This is a genomic window from Mesorhizobium sp. LNJC391B00, from assembly GCF_000502535.1.
Taxonomy (GTDB): Bacteria; Pseudomonadota; Alphaproteobacteria; order Rhizobiales; family Rhizobiaceae; genus Mesorhizobium.
The window spans coordinates 345,907-365,302 of record NZ_AYWI01000006.1; the positions used below are offsets into that span (position 1 = coordinate 345,907).

A 19,396-nucleotide genomic window follows, 5' to 3' on the forward strand; every position below is an offset into this window, starting at 1 on the left:
GCGCGTGGCCGCTCAGAGCTTCGCCATCAGCTCGCGTCCCAGCCGCTTCGGCGGCTCGGCGCGCAGCACGACATTGGTCGTCACCGCGCCGTAGCGGCCGATGGCGTCGACGATGCTTTCGAGGTCGGGCGGCGACGGCACGACGACCTTGACGAGGAAACAATCCTCACCGGTCACCCGCAGTACCTCGAGCACCTGCGGCATGGCGGCGAATTTCTTCAGGCAGGTCTGGATGTGCTCATGCGTGGTGCGCAGGCGGATCATGGCCATGGTGCCGAGACCGAGGGCGGTGGGATCGATCGCGGCCCGGTAGCCGGCGATGATGCCGCGCTCCTCCAGCCGCTTCACCCGCTCCGACGTCGCGGGCTGGGACAGGCCGACGCGGCGGCCGAGTTCGGAAATTCCGATGCGGCCATCCTCCTGCATGATCTCGATGATTGCCATGTCGGTGGGGTCGAGCCGTGGCCGGTAATCGCCGTTTGTCATGAACACCTTCAATCCATCGGAATTCTTCGTCGCTTTCCGATGATCTCTCATTCCGCGAACAAGGAGAAGCCCTAGGATTGGGACATCATCTGCGGCGAAGAAACAGGATTTTCCATGACCGACTTCATCATTCTGCCGGGCAGCGGCGGATCGGGCGAGGCCCACTGGCAGACACGCTGGCAACAGGCCGACCCGGCGATGCGCCGCTTCAGCCCGGCAAGCTGGGAGCTGCCGGATTTGGACGACTGGGTGGCGGCGCTGGACGTCGCGGTGTCACAGGCACAGACCCCGCCGGTGCTCGTCGCCCACAGTCTCAGCTGCCTGCTGGTCGCGCATTGGCAGGCGGTGTCGAGCCGTCGGATCGGCGGGGCGTTTCTGGTTGCGGTTCCCGACCCGGCCTCGCCGGTCTACCCCTCTTACGGAATTCCCTTCGCCGACACGCCGCGCGGGCCGCTTCGCTTCCCCTCGCTGATCGTTGCCAGCACCGACGATCCCTATGATCCGAACGGTTATGCCCGTGAGAAAGCCGCACAATGGGGCAGCGAACTGCACATCGCCGGGCCGCTTGGTCACATCAACAGCAATAGCGGGCTGGGCGACTGGCCGGCGGGAATGGAGTTGCTGACGGCCTTCGTGAGAGAGAGACAGGCCGACCACGCAATCGCACCATAGACGCCCGAACCGTGCGCCGCGGGCTTGCCCCAGCTTGTCCCGCCAGCTATCTCTCGGGAGGGCGTTTGTGAGGGAGCCTGCGAATGGTGTCCGTCCGATATCTGGTCCGCGATGTCGATCTGTCCATCGCGTTTTATACGAGCCATCTGGGCTTCGCGCTGAAGCAGCAATTCGGTCCGGCGATGGCCATCCTGACGCGCGGCGGCCTTTCGCTCTGGCTCGCCGGCCCCCTGGCGTCGGCAGCCAGGCCGATGCCGGACGGCCGGACACCCGAGCCGGGCGGATGGAACCGCTTTGTGCTCGAAGTCGAGCAATTGCCGTCAATCGTGACTGAGATGGGCGAGGCCGGCGTGCGGTTCCGCAACCAGATGGTCGAAGGTCCGGGCGGGCGACAGATTCTTTGTGAAGACCCGTCCGGCAACGTGATCGAGCTGTTCGAGCCCGGCTAGGCTTCGGCCGTCGCCTCGGATTCGGCGCCGGGCTTTGCCTGGCCTTCCCACTGCCGCTCCGCCTCTGCTTTGCGCTTCGGACAATCCTCGTAGTCATGCTCTCGCGAACCGCAATAGGAGCAGCATTTTGCCGGCGTGTCGGTTCGAAGCATTGTGGCCATGCACAAGAATGCACGAAAATTCATCCGGTTGCAGCAGCGTCTGCGACGTCGCTGCTGGGATGCGTGACCGCCAGCCTGGCGCCGCCCTCAATAGCCGCCGCCGAGGATCGGCAGAATCTCGGCGGCAGACATTGCGCGCGGCGCGTATTCGTCCGGCCTATATCAAAGTTAAATGCGGATGCTGGGCGTGAGGTGGTAGGTGATCGCGATGGGGGGGACTCTCAACGCGCTCGAGGTGTCCCATGGACGTTCGAAATCTGATTGCCAAATTGTCAGCCGCGGTATTGCACCGCCGCGCCGCGTCTTCGCCGATACTGTTCAGGCCGATCCGCAACTCGCTCGCCGGCATCCCGTTGAAGCCGGCGCCGCGGCCGCCTTATCGTCCGCATCGGCCGATCTGGCCGGCAAGCAACATGTAGCTCGCCGAGCTGCAACCAGTTTGTGATTTCCTCGTTTATGGCGATCCCGTTTTCAAGGAGGCAGGTGATGAGATCGATCCGGGCGAGACGCGAATGGTTTGGATGGTGAGCGCATGAGCCGTTTTCTGCCCCTGACGATCAGATTCGTGGACGGAAGCGCGATGACGGTGTCGTCGATCGCCGACGCCAGGAGGGCGCTAGGCGGAACATGGAAGAACAAGCAGACGGCGGCCTACAAGGCGGCCGACAGGCTGGTGGACGACGCGTTGAACGGCATTTGCCGCCCGGACATCGCCTTTGCCGCTTTCCAGAATGCCGCCGCCCAACAGGGCTTGCTGAAGCCGGCCAAGCCAAGTGCCGCCCTTGCCATGCTCGACGAATTGGCGTCGCTGGATGGGCATCGTTGAAAGACCGGCTGACGGATTGCCTGCGATGTCATGGCGAACGCCGGATAGCCTATCTCGGCTCGCGGTTCATGCTGAGATAAGTCGGGTCGAACTCGGCGATTTCCACCAGCTGCTGCCAGTCCAGAATGGTCACCATGTAATTCGCCCAGCCGATCACACCGATCTTGCGCAGCGCGCCGATGACCCGGTTCATGTGGACCACCGAAAGCCCAAGCACATCGGCCAGTTCCGCCTGCGACAGGGGAAGCCGGAAACTCATGCCGTTGGTCTGCTTGACCACTTGGAGCCGGACGAACAGCTCGCACACAAGATGCGCCAGGTGCGAGGTCTTGGACCGCCGGCCCATGGCCACGATCCATTCCCGGTGAATGGCGCCATCGACGAGCGTGTCCAGCCACAGCAAGCGGCTGAGATGAGGCGCCTGTTCGGTGATCGTCCTTAGCCGACTGTGGTCGGCGGCGATCACCCGGCATGGCGACAAAGCTATAATGCCATGGTCCATTGTCTTGAGCAGGAAGGCGTGCAAATCGACAAAATCGCCGGGCACCTGCAACGAGGTGAACTGGCGGCCGCCATCCTCCAGCACCTTGTAGCGCGCCGCCAGACCCTCGATGATGAGCGTGCTGTAGCCTGGCCTCGATCCCTCGGAAACGATGTCCTGACCGGTGGCAAAATCCATCTCGATGGTCATGGCGGCTGCCAGCAGCCCCTTTTCCTGCTCGGACAAAGCGTCATGCTGGCCAAGGTTGAGATAAAGCGGTTCTAGCATCGAGGATCCAGTTCGAGATTTCGTGGACATTCGTGGCCTAGCCAAACGCCGGAGATCGGGTGCGGTTGCAATCGGCCGGCACGGCGACGGCTCCTGGCAGGAAATCTGCTCAGGACACAGTCGCATGGAACCATGGGTGCGGGTTGGGATTTAATCCATGTCGCTCAAAAATGGCCCCGATTTTGAGACAACGACATGCATAAAAACACAGACCTGAAGCGCGTCGCCTGCGCCCTTTCAACCGCGACGCGCTTTAGCGTTCTCCAGCAGGGACTTGCACACATGGAACGGTTCTACTTCGACTTGTACAACGCCGAGACCCAGATTGATGAAGAGGGGCAGCTTTTTCCCAGCCGGGAGCGTGCGGGAGCCGAAGCGCTGCGCATATTGCACGATGTGGCGCGCGACGAGATACCGGAGGGCGACCACCGGCGGATCACCGTCAAGATGCTGAACGAGAACAGGGAGCAGATATTCGAAGCGTCGCTGACCATGGCGTCGCTGTGGAGTTGAACTCGTCGACCCTGTCGAGGACTGTATGGAACCTCTTGCCCTCCCCTCTGTTTCCTAAGGAGGGGCCAGCGGCAGAAGCTGCACGGCTGATTGACTGGAGGCATCTATGTCCTTGCAAAAGCTTCATCCCGAGCAGGTCGACGACACACGCAGGCTTGCCTATTCGACCTTTGCCCCGGCGCTGATCGGTTCGCTCACCAAGCGTCTGGCGCGGTGTCAGGGCGTCAAGGAACTGGGCGCCCTGGAAAAGTCGCTCATCCGCCTGATCGAAGACTCTGATGTCGATGGGCCGCAAGCCGAGGCGATGAAAGAGTTCGCCATCGAGCTGGTGGTGTCGACGATATCGGAAGCCCGCGCTCACCCCGACACCAAGAGCGATGTCGAAGCCGTTGGCGAGCGCCGCGCCGAAGGCCGCTCCGAGAACCCGCAGACGCTCGAGGAGCAGTTGCAATCAGGCCTCGAAGACAGTTTTCCGGCCAGCGATCCGCCCGCCGTCGTCTCGACCGCCATTTCCGGCGGCTCGAAGGACCTTGTCGGCACCGACGAGGTGTTGCGCCGCAAGAAGGAGGCGGCGCAGCGAAAGCAGGAAAAGGCCGACGCCGGTTAGCCGGACAAGTCGCCAGCTCGGGCGATGACAAGCCGTCAGCCGAAGCGCTTTTCCGGTGACTGTCCGCTGGATGGTGACTGTTCGCCGGCCCGCGCGACGATCGCCTCAAGCGGCTCCGGCCGGTGCAGCAGAAAACCCTGGCCATAGGCCACGCCCATGCCGCGCAGAATGTCGAGCGCTTCCTGCTGCTCGATCTTTTCGGCCACCACCGCGCAGCCGAGACTTTTGGCGATGCCCGCTATGGCCGAGACGATCTCGCGGTCGAAACGGCTTTCCGCGATATTCTCGATGAACGAGCCGTCGATCTTGATCTGATCGACCGGAAAGCGCCGCAAATATTCGAACGAGCTCATGCCGGCGCCGAAATCGTCGAGGCTGACGCGGCATTGCCGCTCGCGCGCCTTGCGCACGAACTGCTCGGCGGCGTCGAAATTGGTGACGGCCGCGGTCTCGGTGATCTCGAAACCGATGCCGGAATGCGGCGCCCCGGTCTCGGCGATGACGGCGTCGACGAAATCCCATAGCAGCGGGTCGCTCAGCGTCTGCGCCGACAGGTTGAAGCCGAGCATGATGGCGCCTGACCGCATCGCCTCGCCATGCTGCGAAAGCGCTGTCCTGATGATCCAGCGGTCCAACCGCGAGGCAATGCCGAAGCGCTCGGCGACCGGAATGAATTCGCTGGGCGGGATCAGCTTGCCATTGCGCCCGGCAAGCCGCGCTAGCACCTCGACATGGCGGCTCTCCTTCCAAGGCTGGCCCAGAAGATGGATCTCCTGGCCGAACAGTTTCAGCCGCCCGTCATCCATGGCGTCGACCGTGTCGGCGGCGACACGCGCCGCGTTGAGGCCGCCGGAGCCCGACGCCGCATCGGCCGAAAACACCGCGAAGCGATTGCGCCCGGCCGCCTTGGCGGCATAGCAGGCGTCGTCGGCGCAGGCCAACGCATCGGCAACCGTGGTGGTGGTGTCCTCGACGAAGGCGATGCCGATGCTGGCCGCGAGTTTTCGCGAGGTCGCCGGCAGTCCGAGGTCGGCGTCACGGACCGCCGCAAGAATCGCGCCGGCCAGCGCCTCGGCCTTGGCCGATTGGCAATTGGGCACCAGCAGCGCGAACTCGTCGCCGCCGAGGCGCGCGGCACGCGCCGATGCCGGCAGGCAGCCCAGAATACCGGCGGCCACACCCTTCAGCGCCAGGTCGCCGGCGGCGTGGCCGGCGAAGTCGTTGAGCGCCTTGAAGTAGTCGAGATCGACGTAAAACACCGCCAGCGGCAAAGCCCGCTCGGTGGCGATGTGCACGGCCAGCAGCCGGTCGAAGGCGGCACGGTTCAAGAGGCCCGTCAGCGCATCGTGGTGAGCGGCGTAGGCGAGTTCCCGCTCGCGTTTCTTGTCCTCGGTGATATCGCGCACGGTGCCGAGAATCTGGCCCGCTGTCTCAGGCGCCGCGATGAAGCGCACCAGCGATTCGACATGGCGGATTTCGCCGTCGCGCCTGACGATGCGGTATTGCGCGGCGACGACGCCGTCGGTCGAAAGCGGCGCCAGATGGGCGCGCTCTGCGGCATCCTTGTCGTCGGGGTGCAGATAGGAATGCCAGAGGTCGGCGGCCACCTCGTCGGTGTCGGCGACCAGGCCGAATATCTCCCTGGTGCGGGCGTCCCAATAGCTCTTGTTGGCGTCGATATCGTGATGCCAGATGCCGGTGCCGCTGGCCGCCAGCGCCAGGCGAAAGCGCACATTGACCCGCTCCAGTTCGGCTTCCGCCTCTTTCTGCCGGCTGATGTCGGTCTGTACGCCCATCAGCCTGACCGGCCTGCCCGTCTCGTCACGCTCGACAATGCCGCCGCGGTCCAGCACCCAGATCCAGTGGCCGTCCTTGTGCTTGAGGCGTAGCTCGGTCTCGATCGAGGCGGTCAGGCCGGAAATGTGCCGCTCTCCGCTGGCCAGCGCCCGCTGGCGGTCGTCGGGATGCGTCAGCTTCAGCCAGAGGTCGTCGCTGTTGGCAAGCTCGCCATCCTCATAACCCAGCATGTGCGACCAGGTTGGCGAATAGAAACAGTCGCCGCTCAAAATATCCCAGTCCCATACGCCGAGATGAGCGCGTTCGAGCGCAAGCGCCCAGAATTCGCCGTTGCGTATTTTCTCTTCAGCCATGCCCTGGTTTCGCTCACTCCGTCGCCGCCACTATGCACGCAAGCAGAGAAGAAAGCGTTACCGGGTGCGCCGCGCCCACAGTGCGGACAAGGCCTGCAATCGTGCCGGACCATGCCGTAAGGCGTCATCATGCGATTGGGGCTCGTCATGCCATTGGCGCCCTGATTGGAACCGCCCTGCCCGGGCCTGGCTCGACGATCCTTATCGCGCGGCGGCGCGCATTGTCCTCGAGCAGGCCGCGCAGTTCCTCACGGCCGCGCGCGATGCGCGACATCAGCGTGCCGGCCGGCACGCCGAGCATCTCGGCGGCCTCGGCATAGGAGAAGCCCTCGATGGCGACCATGGTCAGCGCGGCACGGCGGTCGGGGCTGATCGCCTGCAGCGCGTCGATGATCTCGCGGGCCGCGACATTCTCCAGCTGGTCGGCGGGAGAGGCCTGCACCTCGCCGGCCTCCAGCGGCAGCATCGAGGCCTCGCCTCGCCGGTTCACCTTGCGCATCTGGTCGATGAACAGATGATGCATGATCGTGAACAGCCATTTTCGCGGGCTCTCTCCCGTCTGCCAGTTGTCCAGCCGCAGCAGCGCCCGCTCCAGGCAGTCCTGGACGAGATCGTCGGCGGAATCGCGGTCGCGCAGCAGCGAGCGCGCATAGCGGCGCAGGCGCGGGATTTCGTCGAGAATTGCTCTCTGCTTTTCGTCCATGACCTTTTGTCTTCGTTTCGGCATGCCGTTGCCGCAAAACCGCTGCGCCCCCGGGTGAGGACAGCTTTGGCTGATCTGAAAAATTCCTCTGTTCATGCCTGTCGTCGGCTCCAAAAACGCTGGGCACTTTTGGGCAACAGGCATGACGCGCTCAGCGCGGCGCGGCGTCGATGGTGACCCGGTGTGGGTAGAAGGCGCCGTGGTCGCGAATTTCAGTCATCTCGTCGAAAGGCTGCTCATAGGCCCACATCGCGTCGTTGCCGGTTTCACCCGCCGGCAGCACGTTCCAGTAGCTGGCGTCACCCTTGTAGGGGCACAGCGTCGACCGCTCCGTCTTCTTGAGCTTGCGGAAGTCGATGTCCTCGAACGGGATGTAGAAGGAGAAGGGATGGGGCGGCTCGGTCACCATTTTGGCTTTTGCCGAGGAAGCGATGATGGTGCCGTTTGCAAACACGACGACACGCCCGGTGAAGGGCTCGACGGTGATCACCTTGCCCGGATTGCGCCTGAAGCCGGGTGACGGGTTCGCATGCTGATCCATGACTGCTCTCCTTGTCCGCTGGTGGTTCGATGCCGGTCGACGGCGTCAGCTCTCACTGGTCACTGATGGGCCGGCGACAGCGGTCACACGCGACAGCTTCTGGCGCTTTTCGAGCTGTGGCTTTTCATAGGTCTTCTTCATCGTTCTTCCTTTTCTGACGTCTGGCAGCCGGTCCGCGCGGCTGCCGGTCGTGGATCATGGCTCCAAGGGACAACAGGCGCATCTCCCGTCCGGCCGATGCGCCGCCGAAGGAAATCCGGGCCAGCGTGGCAAGAACGATTCGCATGTGTTTCGCTGCGATCCGACGGCGGTGGATTTATCTCAGCCGGGACGGCCATGCTTGGGCCGGGCGGAACACGGTTTTGGCGAATGCGGCCCTGTCAGCACGACCGCAAGGCTTGGACAGGCGCGAACAGCTACCGGCGCGGCTATGGCGATGGCTGCTTGGCGCCGGTGCACGCCGCGAAATATCGATAATAAAGGACGACAGGTGAGACTCTACAAAATCAAGATGATTTGCCAGATATTTCGCCTTTTCGGCACGAGAAGCAAAATAAATTTTCGACAGACAAACTTTTACTTCGGAAAAATGTCCATTTCATCTCTGTTAACCGAATATTAACCAAAATTATCCGATACATACCGAAGTTATTCGCTGTCGCAATCCGAATCTAAGTTGTAATAATCATTGCACAGTTCGCTTATGACATTACTGTATCGTTGATGTCTTGCGAAGCATGCAACGGAGGAGCTGTAGGAGTGAAATCCGGGTCAAGACTGTGTTGCGAGGAACGGTCTGCCCGACGGAGGAAACACGCATGAGATTGCTGAAATATGCGCTGCTGGCGGGAGCGTCGCTGCTTCCCATCCTGCCCGCGATCGCCGCGACCGCGACGGGCAGCATGAATGTCCGCATCACGATTACCGACGAATGCAAGGTGCAGACGGCGAGCGATCTCGATTTCGGCTCGCACGGTGTCATTGATGCGAATGTCGACCAGACCAGCACCATCAACGTGCAATGCACGACCGGCAAGTCCTACAATGTTGGTCTGAGCGCCGGAGCGGGCGCGGGCGCAACGGTTGCTGTTCGCAAGATGACCGGGCCGGCGTCGGCGACGATCGACTACACCATCTACAGGGAAAGCACCCGGACGCAGCTTTGGGGCACCACGATCCCCACCGACACGGTCGGCGGAACCGGCAACGGCGCCATTCAGCCGCTGACGGTCTACGGGCGTGTTCCACCGCAGACGACACCGGCGGCGGGCCTCTACACCGACACCGTTGCGATCACCATAACGTACTGACAATCGATACCAACACGAGGACGATCATGCGATCCATGCTTTCACGCATCGGAGCCACGGCTGTTCTGTTGCTGTGCGCCGGTCTCTCACAAGCCGCTTCGCTCAGGGTGGCGCCGACAGGTCTCGAGCTGATCTCGCCCGACGCCTCGGCGGTTCTCAACCTCAGCAACGATGACCCCAAGCGGCCGATCAATGTGCAGATACGCGTCTTCGCCTGGAGCCAGGCTGGCGGGATCGAGACGCTGACGCCGACTACCGACGTCGTCGCCAGCCCGCCATCGACCAAACTCGGACCCAATGCCCAATACGTGGTTCGCGTCGTGCGCGTCAGCAAGGCGCCGGTGCGGGCCGAGGAAAGCTACCGCGTCATCGTCGACGAGTTACCCGACCCGTCGCGCAAGAAGGCCGGTACGGTCGCGCTCGCGCTGCGCTACTCCGTGCCGGTGTTTTTCCGCGACGCCGATGCGGCCGCGCCGGCAGTCGCCTGGAGTGTTTCGCGCAAGGGCGGCAGTCTTGTGCTGACAGCCAGCAATACCGGTGAAAGTCGTCTCCGCTTGTCCAACCTATCCCTGACCCAGAACGGCAAAAAGCTCGGCAACCGAAACGGGCTCGTCGGTTATGTCCTGGGCGGCGCGACCATGCAGTGGCCGATCGGCAGCGGCAAATCACTGTCAGCGGGCTCCGTGCTTTTGAAGGCACAGAGCGATCTTGGACCCTTCGATGCCAACGTTGCCGTCAAGGGCAAGTAGCGTCGCTGTCATCGTCGCGGTTGCGACTTTCACACCTTGCTTGGCGGTGCGTTCGCAGGAATTTCCGGCCGTGACGAACCTCGAACAGCCGGCTTCCGTTTTGCCAGCGGGCCGCAGCCTCTATCTCGAGGTGTTCATCAACGACGTTTCGACCAAGCTGGTCGGCAATTTTATCGAGATGCCGGATGGTGGGCTGGCGGCGGCGCCCCAAGAGCTGAAGGAGGTCGGCCTGAAACCGCCGGAGGACATAGCCGACGCCGGCGGCCTGGTCAGGCTCGACCAGTTGGCCGACGTTTCGTTTCGGATCGATGAGGTAGCCCAGCGCCTCTACGTCACCGCCGCCAATGACAGCCGCGAGGCGCGCATGGTGGATCTCGGCTTGCGCTTGCAGGACCGGCCGGCGCCGCAATCGGGCTTGGGCGCGGTTCTCAACTATTCGCTGTTTGCCAGCTCCAACACATTGTTCGACAAGGACGTCGAGCTGTTCCAAGGCGTTTCCGGCGGCTTCGATGCGCGCGTGTTCAGCCCCTATGGAACGCTCAGCCAATCCTTCATCGCCGGCTATTCCGACGGCAGGCTGGGCGGCTTCACGCGGCTCAACACGACATGGAACTATTCCGACCCCGACCGGCTGATGACCTACCGCGCCGGCGACTTCATCTCCGGTGGATTGTCGTGGACGCGTCCGATCTATCTCGGCGGCATCCAGGCGCAACGCAACTTCCACCTGCGATCGGACCTGGTGACGCTACCTCTGCCCTCCTTCGGCGGCACGGCGGCGGTGCCGTCGACGCTCGAGGTCTATACGCAGAACGTGCGCACCTATTCCGGCGACATCCAGCCCGGGCCGTTCCAGGTCACCAATCTGCCGGTGTTCACGGGCGCCGGACAGGCGCAGGTGGTGCTGCGCGACAGCCTCGGCCGCGAGACCACGGCCACCTTGCCGTTCTATGCCTCCAGCATGCTGCTGCGCCAGGGACTGCTCGACTTTTCCGTCGAGGCAGGGATGGCGCGGCGCAATTTCGGCATCTCCTCCGACGATTATGACGGCCGCGTCATGGGGGTCGCCAGCGCGCGTTACGGCGTGACCGACCGGCTGACATTGGAAGCCCATGCCGAGGGCGGCGCCGATCTGATCAATGGCGGCATAGGTGCTGCCTTCCCGCTCGGGGCATATGGCGCAGCTTCGCTGGCGGTCGCCGGCAGCCATCATGACCGGCGCACCGGCTCGCTGGTCGATGCCAGTGTCGAATTCGGCTATGACGGCTGGGCGATCAACGCCCACATGCAGCGGGCCTTTGGCGGCTATGAAGACATCGCCTCGGTGACGGCGGAGCCGGTTCTCGACCCCGACGACTTCACCCGTTTCAGCGCCGGCGTGCCGCGCGCGGTCGACCAGGTGACACTCAGCGTGCCGATGCCGATCGATTTCTCCAGCCTCAACCTGTCCTATACGCATTTGAAGAGCGCCGAGGGCGAAAGCAGCCAGATCGTCGGCCTGTCCTACAGCCAGGCGATCTTCAAGCGCAGCACGCTCTATGCCACCGCCTTCGCCGATCTCGACGACGACAGCAGCTATGGCGTGTTCGCCGGGATTTCGATCCCGTTCAACGACGAGATCTCGGCGTCGACAGGCGTCGAGCAAGGCCCTGACGGCCTCAATGTCACTGCCGACCTCGCCAAATCGGAGCGGGCCGAGGACGGCAGCATCGGCTGGCGGCTGCGCACCTCGGAGGGCGAGGTACCCAATCGTTCGGCAGCGGTCAGCTACCGCGCGCCGTTTGCGCGTTTCGAGGCCGGCGCCCAGCAATTCGACAAGGACTTTCGCGTGACCGGCCAGATGGACGGCGCCATTGCGGTCGCAGGCGGCGGGGTGTTCGCCACCAACCGCATCGACGATGCCTTTGCCGTCGTCGATGTCGGCACGCCTGATGTCGAGGTCTTGCATCAGAACCGGCCGGTAGGCAGGACCGACAGCAAAGGCCGCATCCTGGTCACCGGGCTCAACTCTTATGAGCTGAACACGGTCTCCATCGACCCGAAGAATCTACCAGTCGACGCGGATGTCCCGGCTACCAAGGAGACCGTCGTCCCAGCCGACCGCAACGGCGTCGTGCTGAAGTTCGGCGTGTCTGAGGCGGCGCAGGCCGCGCTGGTGACGCTGGTCGACTCGAGCGGAACGCCACTCGAAGCCGGACTCTCGGGACGCGTCGATGGCGGCACTGAAGACTTTGTCGTCGGCTATGACGGGCAGGCCTACATCAAGGGCCTCGGCAAGCAGAATTCAGTGCAGGTCGAGCGCGCGGACGGCGGTTCATGCCGGGCAGAGTTTCCCTTCGAGGCGGCGCGCGGCCGGCAAGTGGTGATCGGGAACGTGGTGTGCCAATGAGAGCTGGAGGAAAAATGCTGCGCGCCGTAATCATCGCCCTGCTGCTGGTGCTGCTCCCGTCGCTCGCCCGGGCGCAGAGCTGCAGTTACACCGTCACCAGTTTGAATTTCGGCCTCATCGACACGCTGTCGGGCACCGCGGCGACATCGACAGCCACCTTCACCGCGACTTGCAGCGGCAGTTTGCCATTGCTGCTGCCCGTCCTGGTCTGTCCGCATATTGCCGCCGGCACCGGCGGTGCAACCTCGGCGGCGGCCCGGCAGATGGCGAGCGGCGTCAACAGCCTCAACTATCAACTCTATTCGGACCCCGCAATGAGCGTTGTCTGGGGCACCTATAACTGGGCCTATGCCTCGCGCCCGCCACCGCTGCTGCTGAGCCCCAATCTCTTCGGCAACTCAATCGACACCCTGACGCTCTATGGCCGGGTTCCCGGCGGCCAGGCGACCGTTCCGCCGGGCACTTATCTGTCGACATTTTCGGGCGGGCAACTCGAGTTCCGCTCCCGGACAACCCTGTTGAGCAGCAGCTGCAACACCGGCGCGGGCAACTTGGGCGCCAGTCCGACCTTCACCATCAACGCCACGGTCGCGGCAAACTGCCTGGTCGCCACCCAGAACATCGATTTCGGCTCCAAGGGCGTGCTCGACGCCAATGCCGATGCCACCGGCCAGGTCTCGGTCACCTGCACGCCGTCGACCGCCTATACGGTTTCCCTGAATGGCGGCACGACAGGCGGCACGCCGACCAATCGCAAGATGTCGAAGGGCGGCGAGCGGGTCACCTACGGCCTCTACAAGGACGCCGCGCGCTCGCAGCCCTGGGGTGACGCCGGAACGCCGGGAAGCACGGTGGCCGGCACCGGAACCGGCTTGGCGCAACCGCTCATCGTCTACGGCCGCGTGCCGCCGCAGACGACGCCCTCGGCCGGCGTCTACACCGACACGGTGGTGGTGACCATCACCTATTGATCGCGGCCCGCCTCGCCGTTGGCCGGCGCCAGCCAGCGCGCGTAAATCTCGCCGACGATGCCGCGGCGAAAGACCAGCACGCAGATCATGAAGATCAGGCCGGTGGCGATGGTCACCGGGAAGCCGGAGGTGGCGAGCGTGTTTTCCAGCCCGACGACGAGGCCGGCGCCGACGACAGGACCGACCATGGTGCCGATGCCGCCGAGCAGCGTCATCAGGATCACCTCGCCCGACATCTGCCAGGTGACGTCGGTCAGCGTCGCGAACTGGAAGACGATCGCCTTGGTCGCGCCGGCAAGCCCGGCAAGGGCTGCCGACATGACGAAGGCGGCGAGCTTGTAGCGGCCGACCGAATAGCCCAGCGAGATGGCGCGGTTCTCGTTCTCGCGGATCGAACGCAGGATCATGCCGAAGGGCGAGTTGACGATGCGCCAGACGGCGAAGACGCCGATGAGGAAGACGGCAAGCACGACGAAATACATGTTGAGCGTGACGTTGAGATCGACGATGCCGAACAGATGCCCGCGCGGCACGCCCTGTATGCCGTCCTCGCCTTCGGTGAACGGCGCCTGGACACAGAAGAAATAAAACATCTGCGCCAGCGCCAGCGTGATCATCGAGAAATAGATGCCTTGCCGGCGGATGGCGAGGAAGCCCATGACCAGGCCGAGCACGGCCGCTCCGGCGGTGCCGAGCAGGATGCCGGCCTCGGGCGGCCAGCCCCATGCCTTGACGGCGTAGGCGCAGAAATAGGCGGCGGCGCCGTAGAAGGTGGCGTGGCCGAACGACAACAGCCCGGTGTAGCCGAGCAGCAGGTTGAAGGCGCAGGCAAACAGCGCGAAGCACAGCATCTTCATCAGGAAGATCGGATAGACGAAGAAGGGCGCGGCTATCAGCGCCAGTATGGCCAATGCCAGCAATACCCGCTCCAGCCGCACGGAGGCGGCGGTGCGCTGTTGGTGAAGGGTTGCCTCGCTCATCTCAGGCGTCCCTTCCGAACAGGCCGGCGGGGCGCAGGAGCAGCACGACCGCCATGATGACGAAGACGACGAGGTTCGACGCCTCGGGATAGAACACCTTGGTCAGGCCCTCGGCGAGGCCAAGCATATAGCCGGTGACGATGGCCCCGAGGATCGAACCCATGCCGCCGACCACGACGACGGCAAAGACGACGATGATGATATCGGAGCCCATCAGCGGACTGACCTGGTAGACGGGCGCGGCGAGAATACCGGCAAGGCCGGCGAGCGCCGCGCCGAGCCCATAGGTGAGCGTCAGCAGCAGCGGCACGTTGACGCCGAAGGCCTGCACCAGCTCGGGATTTTCGGTCGCGGCGCGCAGATAGGAGCCGAGCCTGGTCTTTTCGATCAGGAGCCAGGTGCCGATGCAGATAATGAGCGAGGCCACCACCACCCAGCCGCGATAGTTGGGCAGGAACATGAAGCCGAGATTGGTGCCGCCGGCAAGCTGCGCCGGAACGGCATAAGGGTTGCCCGACACGCCGTAGTAGAAACGGAACACGCCTTCGATGACCAGCGCCAGTCCGAAGGTGAACAGCAGCCCGTAGAGCGGATCCAGGCGGTAGAGCCGCGACAGCGCCACGCGCTCGACCGCCATGCCGAAGACGCCGACGATGAGCGGAACCAGGAGCAGCGCCGGCCAGTAGCCGATGCCGAGATGGACGAGCAGCAGGTAACCGATGAAGGCGCCGAGCATATAGAGTGCGCCATGGGCGAAATTGATGATCCGCAGCAGGCCGAAGATGACGGCCAGGCCGAGGCTCAGCATGGCGTAGAAGGAGCCGTTGATCAGCCCGACCAGCATCTGGCCGAGCAAGGCCTGGACGGGGATGCCGAAGATCATGGTCATGGCGCCGTCACCGAGGGTGTTGCAAGCGGGATGCATCTGTGCGGCACGTACCCCCACCCGGACCTTCGGTCCGACCTCCCCACAAGGGGGAGGTAGGGCGGTGGCCCTCCCCCTTGTGGGGAGGGTCGCTGCGCAGCAGCGGGGTGGGGGTACTGCCGTGGGCTGTCGTCATCATACCCCCAACACCTCGTGCAGCTGTTGCGTGTGAGCGGCAAGCTCGCTTACGGCAAAACCCTCCACCACCTTGCCGTGCTCCATCAGGTAGAAGCGGTCGGCGATGCGGGCGGCGAAGCGGAAATTCTGCTCGACGAGCAGGATGGTCATGCCGCGCTTTTTCAAGGTCGCCAGCAGTTCGCCGATGCGCTGGACGATGACCGGCGCCAGGCCTTCGGTCGGCTCGTCGAGCAGCAGCAGCTGCACGCCCGTCCGCAGGATGCGGGCGATGGCCAGCATCTGCTGTTCGCCGCCGGAGAGTTTGGTGCCGGGGCTGTTGCGGCGCTCCTTGAGGTTGGGGAAGAGGTCGAAAATCTCCTCGACGCTCATGCCGCCCTTGGCCACCACCGGCGGCAGGATCAGGTTCTCGTCGACCGTCAGCGTGGCGAAGATGCCGCGTTCCTCCGGCACGAAGCCCAGGCCCTTATGAGCGACGCGGTGCAGCGGCAAGCGCATCAGGTCGCTGCCGTCGAAGGTGATGCTGCCGCTGCGCTTTCGGACCAGCCCCATGATTGCGCGCAGCGTTGTGGTCTTGCCGACACCGTTGCGGCCGAGCAGCGTTACCGTCTCACCGCGAAAGACGTCGAGGTTGACGCCATGCAGCGCATGGCCCTCGCCATACCAGACGTGGAGATCGCGCACGGCAAGCATCGGCTCACTCATGCTCGGTCCCCCTGCTCGGTCCCCATGTAAGCGATCCTGACGCGCTCGTCCTTGCTCACCGTTGCGTAATCGCCGGCGGCGAGCACCTGGCCGCGCTGCATGACGGTGATCCAGTCGCAAAGGTCGGCGACGACGGTGAGATTGTGCTCGACCATCAGCACGGCGCGGTCCGTTGCCAGCGAGCGGATGATGCCGGAAATGACGCCGACATCCTCGTGCCCCATGCCGGCCATCGGCTCGTCAAGCAGCAGCACTTTCGGGTCGAGCGCCAGCGTGGTGGCGATCTCGAGCACGCGCTTCCTGCCATAGGAGAGATCGCCGGCCGGACGATGCGCGACATCGTCGAGACCGACGACGGCAAGCAGTTCGCGCGCCCGTGGAGTCAGTTGGTCAAGCGCGGCCAGCGAGCGCCAGAACTGGAAGCCGAGCCCGCTCGGCCGCTGCAAGGCGACGCGNGATGCGGAAAGATCGCCGATATCTGGAACGAGCGGACGAGACCCATGCGCGCCACCCTGGCCGGCGCGGTGCGGGTGATGTCGTTGCCCAACAGTTCGATCCTGCCGCTGCTCGGCTGCAGGAACTTGGTCAAGAGGTTGAAGATCGTCGTCTTGCCGGCGCCGTTCGGGCCGATCAGTGCATGGATCTGGCCGTGATGGACGTCGAGGTCGACATTGTTGACGGCGACGAAACCGGCAAAGTCGCGCCGCAGGCCGCGGGCGGAGAGCACCACCCGCGGCTTGATTTCGGCACCGTCCGGCTGGACGGCCACGGCTTGCGCCAGCGTCACTTGGTGACGAGCGGGCAGCCGCTGTCTTCAGCCTTGATGAAGGCCTTGTCGCCCGGAATGGTCGCAAGGTAGGTGTAGTAATCCCAGTCCTTCTTGCTCTCCTCGGGCTTCTTGACCTGGTAGAGATACATGTCGTGCACCATCGAGCCGTCGGCCTGTACCTTGCCGTTGGCGTTGATGATGTCGTCGACGGGCATTTCATGGAGTTGCTTGGCGACCGCCTCGGTCTCGTCGGTGCCCGCCTTGTCGATGGCCTTGAGATATTGCAGCACCGCCGAATAGGTGCCGGCCTGGATCATGTTGGGCATGCGGTTGGTGCGCTTGAAGAAGCGCCCGGCGAAGTCGCGGCTCTTGTCGTCGCGGTCCCAGTAAAACCCTTCGGTGAGCACCACGCCCTGCGCCGCCTGCAGGCCGAGGCCGTGCACCTCGGCAAGCGTGAACAGAAGTGCTGCCAGCCGCTGGCCGCCGGCGACGATGCCGAACTCGGCCGCCTGCTTGATGGTATTGGAGGTGTCGAGGCCGGCATTGGCAAGGCCGACAACCTTGGCGCCGGAGGACTGCGCCTGCAGCAGGAAGGAGGAATAATCCGTCGATCCCAAGGGGTAACGCACCTCGCCCAGCACTTTGCCGCCGCTTGCCTCAACAACCTTTGAGGTCTGCTCCTTCAGCGAATAGCCGAAGGCATAGTCGACGGTGATGAAATACCAGCTGTCGCCGCCCTGCTGCACAAGCGCGCCGCCGGTGCCGACCGCCTGCGAGTGGGTATCGTAAGCCCAGTGGAAACCGTAGGGCGAGCATTGCTTGCCGGTCAGGTCGGCCGATGCCGCTCCGGTAACGATGTCGATCTTCTTCTTTTCCTTGGACAACCCCTGGACGGCGAGCGCCACCGAGGATGTCGTCAGTTCCATGATCGCGTCGACCTGCTCGGTGTCGTACCACTGGCGCGCAATGTTGGAGGCAATGTCGGGCTTGTTCTGGTGATCGGCGTTGACGATCTCGATTGGCGCGCCCTGCACCTTGCCGCCAAAATCCTCGACCGCCATCCTGGCGGCCTCGACCGACCATTTGCCGCCGAAATCGGCATAGACGCCCGACTGGTCGTTGAGGATGCCGATCTTGACCTTGCCGTCGGAAATTTCGCCGGCCGCCGCCGGCATCGCAGTCGCCGCAAGCAGCGCGGCTGAGACGAGATAGGATGCTTTCACAGGTGGTTCCTCCCTTGTGGCCGACGCTGGAAAACGCGGCGGCCTTGCAATGGTTCAACAGCTCCGTCCGGTTCTCGCTGAAATCCGGGCCAGCGCCCGCCACTTCTCCTCTTGGCAACCCCTCCGCCCTGGGTGCGCCGGGAACCGTAGCATCACATTTCGCAAGGGGAGAATGCTATTTTCGTAGCATGGCGTGTGGGCGCTACCAGTCCGGCTCAATTGGAAGGTCTTCGGAAAAGCCGCTCGGGCCAGGAAGGGACAGCGTTGCGGCCGCGGCGTCTCGCAATGCCGCCGGAGGCCTTTTGAGATGTTCGCTGTCCAGCGGAAGGGCAAGATAGGCGGTGGCAATGCGTGCAGCCGCTTCCGCCTGTTCACGATCTCTCATTGCCTTGACCGCAGACCGATCAGGCAGCGTGGCCAGCCAAGCCTTGTGCAGAGCGAACATTCGAGGGTCGACCGTCGGCATGCTTACGGGATAGCCACGCTCATCGATCGCCACAGCCTCCACCTTCGGGGCGTTGATGAGCCATTGCAGCCCCTCCATGGGTGCGCTGTCGAGGTCGTCGGCAAGCTGTGTAATCGAGGTAATGGCGTTGTTCTTGAGGACATGTCTTGCCTGCGGACGGATCACGTCGACCAGATAGCCATCACGGTTCGCTGCCCTGAAGGCCCGGGGCTGGAGCGGCTTGAAGGACCTGTCCACTTTACGCAACACGCCTATCAGGCCGGACTGGCTTACCCTCTCGCCGGTCACGAAGCTGATGCGGCGTCGGGAATCGAAGAGCAGGTCGATGTCGCCGGTTGCCGTGAGACCGCTGGTGATCTGGACGCCCGCCAGAGCCTCGTAAGCGAACAGCGCATTCGTGCCGACGACCAGCAACTGCTTGCCCAGCAGGTCTGTTTCGGCGCACCGCCGCAATATCCGTGCGGCGATGGCCGGTACCCTGCCCAACCCCATTGCCACATTGACTTTCGCCAGGCCGTTCAGGCGATCGGCCAGACCTGCCAGCAGATCCTTGTTCTGCACCCTGCCCTCGGAAAACGCAGCGAACGCCTTCTCCGTCTGGCTGCTTTTCGGCCCGAGTGAATTCTCGACCTGCCGGACCTTCCGCAGCAGGTATTCAGCACCGCTGCGCTCAACCCAGCGCATGCTGCCTGCAAAGCGCCTTTGGCGCTGGTCATCAGCACGCTGCCAGGCCTCGTAGACCTGTTGCGTATCTATGAGTTGGCGCCGCTGCTCGCCGGTCAACTCTCTCAGCATCGTTTTCCACTCTTAAGCCAAGATCAAGTTAACATAGTGGAAAACTCTTAATTAACAATATGTTGCTATGTTTTTTCCACTATCGCAGCTATCACCCACACG

At 63.6% G+C, this 19,396-nt stretch carries 20 protein-coding genes and 2 pseudogenes; 10 read left to right on the forward strand and 12 right to left on the reverse strand.

The genetic code is table 11. The features are described 5' to 3' along the window. Nucleotides 1–12 precede the first annotated feature (12 nt). Nucleotides 13–486 (reverse strand): Lrp/AsnC family transcriptional regulator, encoded by a 474-nt coding sequence (locus tag X750_RS148035; protein WP_023747791.1) that lies wholly within the window; start codon nt 484–486, stop codon nt 13–15. A 114-nt stretch (nt 487–600) separates the two neighbouring features. Between X750_RS148035 and X750_RS148030 the strand changes: the two genes are divergently transcribed. Together X750_RS148030 and X750_RS148025 are read left to right on the forward strand one after the other, a co-directional pair. Next, a complete protein-coding gene (locus X750_RS148030; protein WP_023747792.1) occupies nt 601–1,158 on the forward strand; it encodes an alpha/beta hydrolase in 558 nt (185 codons plus the stop codon). A gap of 83 nt (nt 1,159–1,241) precedes the next feature. After that, entirely contained in the window at nt 1,242–1,607 is a 366-nt protein-coding gene (locus tag X750_RS148025) for a VOC family protein (RefSeq protein WP_023747793.1), read from the forward strand. On the opposite strand, the gene X750_RS1000000165865 is transcribed toward X750_RS148025, so the two are convergent. Continuing rightward, a complete protein-coding gene (locus X750_RS1000000165865) occupies nt 1,604–1,768 on the reverse strand; it encodes a hypothetical protein (RefSeq protein WP_023671439.1) in 165 nt (54 codons plus the stop codon). The genes X750_RS148025 and X750_RS1000000165865 overlap by 4 nt on opposite strands. A 242-nt stretch (nt 1,769–2,010) precedes the next feature. On the opposite strand from X750_RS1000000165865, the gene X750_RS1000000165870 reads away from it, so the two are divergent. Together X750_RS1000000165870 and X750_RS148020 are read left to right on the forward strand one after the other, a co-directional pair. Next, nucleotides 2,011–2,187: a hypothetical protein gene (locus X750_RS1000000165870; protein ID WP_023747794.1), complete on the forward strand. Its 177-nt coding sequence runs from the start codon at nt 2,011–2,013 to the stop codon at nt 2,185–2,187. Nucleotides 2,188–2,300: 113 nt separating this feature from the next. Continuing rightward, nucleotides 2,301–2,594: a DUF982 domain-containing protein gene (locus tag X750_RS148020; protein ID WP_023685943.1), complete on the forward strand. Its 294-nt coding sequence runs from the start codon at nt 2,301–2,303 to the stop codon at nt 2,592–2,594. 49 nt (nt 2,595–2,643) lie between these two features. On the opposite strand, the gene X750_RS148015 is transcribed toward X750_RS148020, so the two are convergent. Then, nucleotides 2,644–3,363 carry a Crp/Fnr family transcriptional regulator gene (locus X750_RS148015; RefSeq protein ID WP_023671436.1) on the reverse strand — a complete coding sequence of 240 codons (720 nt, stop codon included), beginning with the start codon at nt 3,361–3,363 and terminating at the stop codon, nt 2,644–2,646. Nucleotides 3,364–3,558: 195 nt separating this feature from the next. Here X750_RS148015 and X750_RS148010 point away from each other — a divergent pair, with 195 nt between their 5' ends. Together X750_RS148010 and X750_RS148005 are read left to right on the forward strand one after the other, a co-directional pair. Beyond that, on the forward strand, nt 3,559–3,876 hold the full coding sequence (locus tag X750_RS148010) for a hypothetical protein (RefSeq protein WP_023753170.1): 318 nt from the start codon (nt 3,559–3,561) through the stop codon (nt 3,874–3,876). Between the two features lie 106 nt (nt 3,877–3,982). Next, nucleotides 3,983–4,387: pseudogene (locus tag X750_RS148005) on the forward strand (hypothetical protein); the annotation flags it as partial. 131 nt (nt 4,388–4,518) lie between these two features. Here X750_RS148005 and X750_RS148000 read toward each other — a convergent pair. The 3 genes from X750_RS148000 to X750_RS147990 form a co-directional block, all read right to left on the reverse strand. Next, the gene (locus X750_RS148000; protein ID WP_023693750.1) at nt 4,519–6,633 is read right to left on the reverse strand and encodes an EAL domain-containing protein; all 2,115 of its coding nucleotides are present in this window, start codon (nt 6,631–6,633) and stop codon (nt 4,519–4,521) included. A 145-nt stretch (nt 6,634–6,778) separates the two neighbouring features. Continuing rightward, nucleotides 6,779–7,336 (reverse strand): RNA polymerase sigma factor, encoded by a 558-nt coding sequence (locus X750_RS147995; protein WP_023693751.1) that lies wholly within the window; start codon nt 7,334–7,336, stop codon nt 6,779–6,781. 151 nt (nt 7,337–7,487) lie between these two features. Beyond that, a complete protein-coding gene (locus X750_RS147990; RefSeq protein ID WP_023693752.1) occupies nt 7,488–7,877 on the reverse strand; it encodes a DUF427 domain-containing protein in 390 nt (129 codons plus the stop codon). An 818-nt stretch (nt 7,878–8,695) separates the two neighbouring features. Between X750_RS147990 and X750_RS147985 the strand changes: the two genes are divergently transcribed. From X750_RS147985 to X750_RS147970, 4 genes are read left to right on the forward strand one after another with little or no spacing between them, the layout of a single operon-like run. Then, complete coding sequence (locus tag X750_RS147985; protein WP_023685937.1) at nt 8,696–9,187, forward strand: spore coat U domain-containing protein; 492 nt, start codon at nt 8,696–8,698, stop codon at nt 9,185–9,187. Nucleotides 9,188–9,213: 26 nt separating this feature from the next. Then, nucleotides 9,214–9,936, forward strand: a complete 723-nt coding sequence (locus X750_RS147980) for a molecular chaperone (protein WP_023715167.1) — start codon at nt 9,214–9,216, stop codon at nt 9,934–9,936. Next, the gene (locus X750_RS147975; RefSeq protein WP_023747795.1) at nt 9,908–12,325 is read left to right on the forward strand and encodes a fimbria/pilus outer membrane usher protein; all 2,418 of its coding nucleotides are present in this window, start codon (nt 9,908–9,910) and stop codon (nt 12,323–12,325) included. Before X750_RS147980 ends, X750_RS147975 begins: the two co-directional genes overlap by 29 nt. 14 nt (nt 12,326–12,339) lie before the next feature. Further along, nucleotides 12,340–13,296, forward strand: a complete 957-nt coding sequence (locus X750_RS147970; protein WP_023693755.1) for a spore coat protein U domain-containing protein — start codon at nt 12,340–12,342, stop codon at nt 13,294–13,296. Here X750_RS147970 and X750_RS147965 read toward each other — a convergent pair. The 6 genes and pseudogenes from X750_RS147965 to X750_RS147945 form a co-directional block, all read right to left on the reverse strand. After that, on the reverse strand, nt 13,290–14,276 hold the full coding sequence (locus tag X750_RS147965; RefSeq protein WP_023747796.1) for a branched-chain amino acid ABC transporter permease: 987 nt from the start codon (nt 14,274–14,276) through the stop codon (nt 13,290–13,292). The two genes, X750_RS147970 and X750_RS147965, sit on opposite strands and share 7 nt — an antisense overlap. 1 nt (nt 14,277) lies before the next feature. After that, nucleotides 14,278–15,165, reverse strand: coding sequence for a branched-chain amino acid ABC transporter permease (locus X750_RS147960; RefSeq protein ID WP_023671423.1), 888 nt, complete (start codon nt 15,163–15,165; stop codon nt 14,278–14,280). Between the two features lie 171 nt (nt 15,166–15,336). Then, on the reverse strand, nt 15,337–16,041 hold the full coding sequence (locus X750_RS147955) for an ABC transporter ATP-binding protein (protein WP_023747797.1): 705 nt from the start codon (nt 16,039–16,041) through the stop codon (nt 15,337–15,339). Then, nucleotides 16,038–16,828, reverse strand: a pseudogene (locus X750_RS01000000163105) (ABC transporter ATP-binding protein). Before X750_RS01000000163105 ends, X750_RS147955 begins: the two are co-directional and overlap by 4 nt. Then, on the reverse strand, nt 16,825–18,033 hold the full coding sequence (locus tag X750_RS147950) for an ABC transporter substrate-binding protein (RefSeq protein ID WP_023747798.1): 1,209 nt from the start codon (nt 18,031–18,033) through the stop codon (nt 16,825–16,827). Before X750_RS147950 ends, X750_RS01000000163105 begins: the two are co-directional and overlap by 4 nt. A 202-nt stretch (nt 18,034–18,235) precedes the next feature. Beyond that, nucleotides 18,236–19,294, reverse strand: a complete 1,059-nt coding sequence (locus X750_RS147945; RefSeq protein ID WP_023747799.1) for a nucleotidyltransferase domain-containing protein — start codon at nt 19,292–19,294, stop codon at nt 18,236–18,238. Between the last annotated feature and the right edge of the window lie 102 nt (nt 19,295–19,396).

What these genes read in the sequence shown, in the direction of transcription:
- X750_RS147945 (WP_023747799.1), bottom strand. Translation starts at nt 19,294, where the DNA reads ATGCTGAGAGAGTTGACCGGCGAGCAGCGGCGCCAACTCATAGATACG.
- X750_RS147960 (WP_023671423.1), bottom strand. Translation starts at nt 15,165, where the DNA reads ATGACCATGATCTTCGGCATCCCCGTCCAGGCCTTGCTCGGCCAGATG.
- X750_RS147985 (WP_023685937.1), top strand. Translation starts at nt 8,696, where the DNA reads ATGAGATTGCTGAAATATGCGCTGCTGGCGGGAGCGTCGCTGCTTCCC.
- X750_RS148015 (WP_023671436.1), bottom strand. Translation starts at nt 3,363, where the DNA reads ATGCTAGAACCGCTTTATCTCAACCTTGGCCAGCATGACGCTTTGTCC.
- X750_RS147955 (WP_023747797.1), bottom strand. Translation starts at nt 16,041, where the DNA reads ATGAGTGAGCCGATGCTTGCCGTGCGCGATCTCCACGTCTGGTATGGC.
- X750_RS148030 (WP_023747792.1), top strand. Translation starts at nt 601, where the DNA reads ATGACCGACTTCATCATTCTGCCGGGCAGCGGCGGATCGGGCGAGGCC.
- X750_RS148000 (WP_023693750.1), bottom strand. Translation starts at nt 6,633, where the DNA reads ATGGCTGAAGAGAAAATACGCAACGGCGAATTCTGGGCGCTTGCGCTC.
- X750_RS148020 (WP_023685943.1), top strand. Translation starts at nt 2,301, where the DNA reads ATGAGCCGTTTTCTGCCCCTGACGATCAGATTCGTGGACGGAAGCGCG.
- X750_RS148010 (WP_023753170.1), top strand. Translation starts at nt 3,559, where the DNA reads ATGCATAAAAACACAGACCTGAAGCGCGTCGCCTGCGCCCTTTCAACC.
- X750_RS147980 (WP_023715167.1), top strand. Translation starts at nt 9,214, where the DNA reads ATGCGATCCATGCTTTCACGCATCGGAGCCACGGCTGTTCTGTTGCTG.
- X750_RS147975 (WP_023747795.1), top strand. Translation starts at nt 9,908, where the DNA reads ATGCCAACGTTGCCGTCAAGGGCAAGTAGCGTCGCTGTCATCGTCGCG.
- X750_RS148025 (WP_023747793.1), top strand. Translation starts at nt 1,242, where the DNA reads ATGGTGTCCGTCCGATATCTGGTCCGCGATGTCGATCTGTCCATCGCG.
- X750_RS147990 (WP_023693752.1), bottom strand. Translation starts at nt 7,877, where the DNA reads ATGGATCAGCATGCGAACCCGTCACCCGGCTTCAGGCGCAATCCGGGC.
- X750_RS147965 (WP_023747796.1), bottom strand. Translation starts at nt 14,276, where the DNA reads ATGAGCGAGGCAACCCTTCACCAACAGCGCACCGCCGCCTCCGTGCGG.
- X750_RS148035 (WP_023747791.1), bottom strand. Translation starts at nt 486, where the DNA reads ATGACAAACGGCGATTACCGGCCACGGCTCGACCCCACCGACATGGCA.
- X750_RS147970 (WP_023693755.1), top strand. Translation starts at nt 12,340, where the DNA reads ATGCTGCGCGCCGTAATCATCGCCCTGCTGCTGGTGCTGCTCCCGTCG.
- X750_RS1000000165870 (WP_023747794.1), top strand. Translation starts at nt 2,011, where the DNA reads ATGGACGTTCGAAATCTGATTGCCAAATTGTCAGCCGCGGTATTGCAC.
- X750_RS147995 (WP_023693751.1), bottom strand. Translation starts at nt 7,336, where the DNA reads ATGGACGAAAAGCAGAGAGCAATTCTCGACGAAATCCCGCGCCTGCGC.
- X750_RS1000000165865 (WP_023671439.1), bottom strand. Translation starts at nt 1,768, where the DNA reads ATGGCCACAATGCTTCGAACCGACACGCCGGCAAAATGCTGCTCCTAT.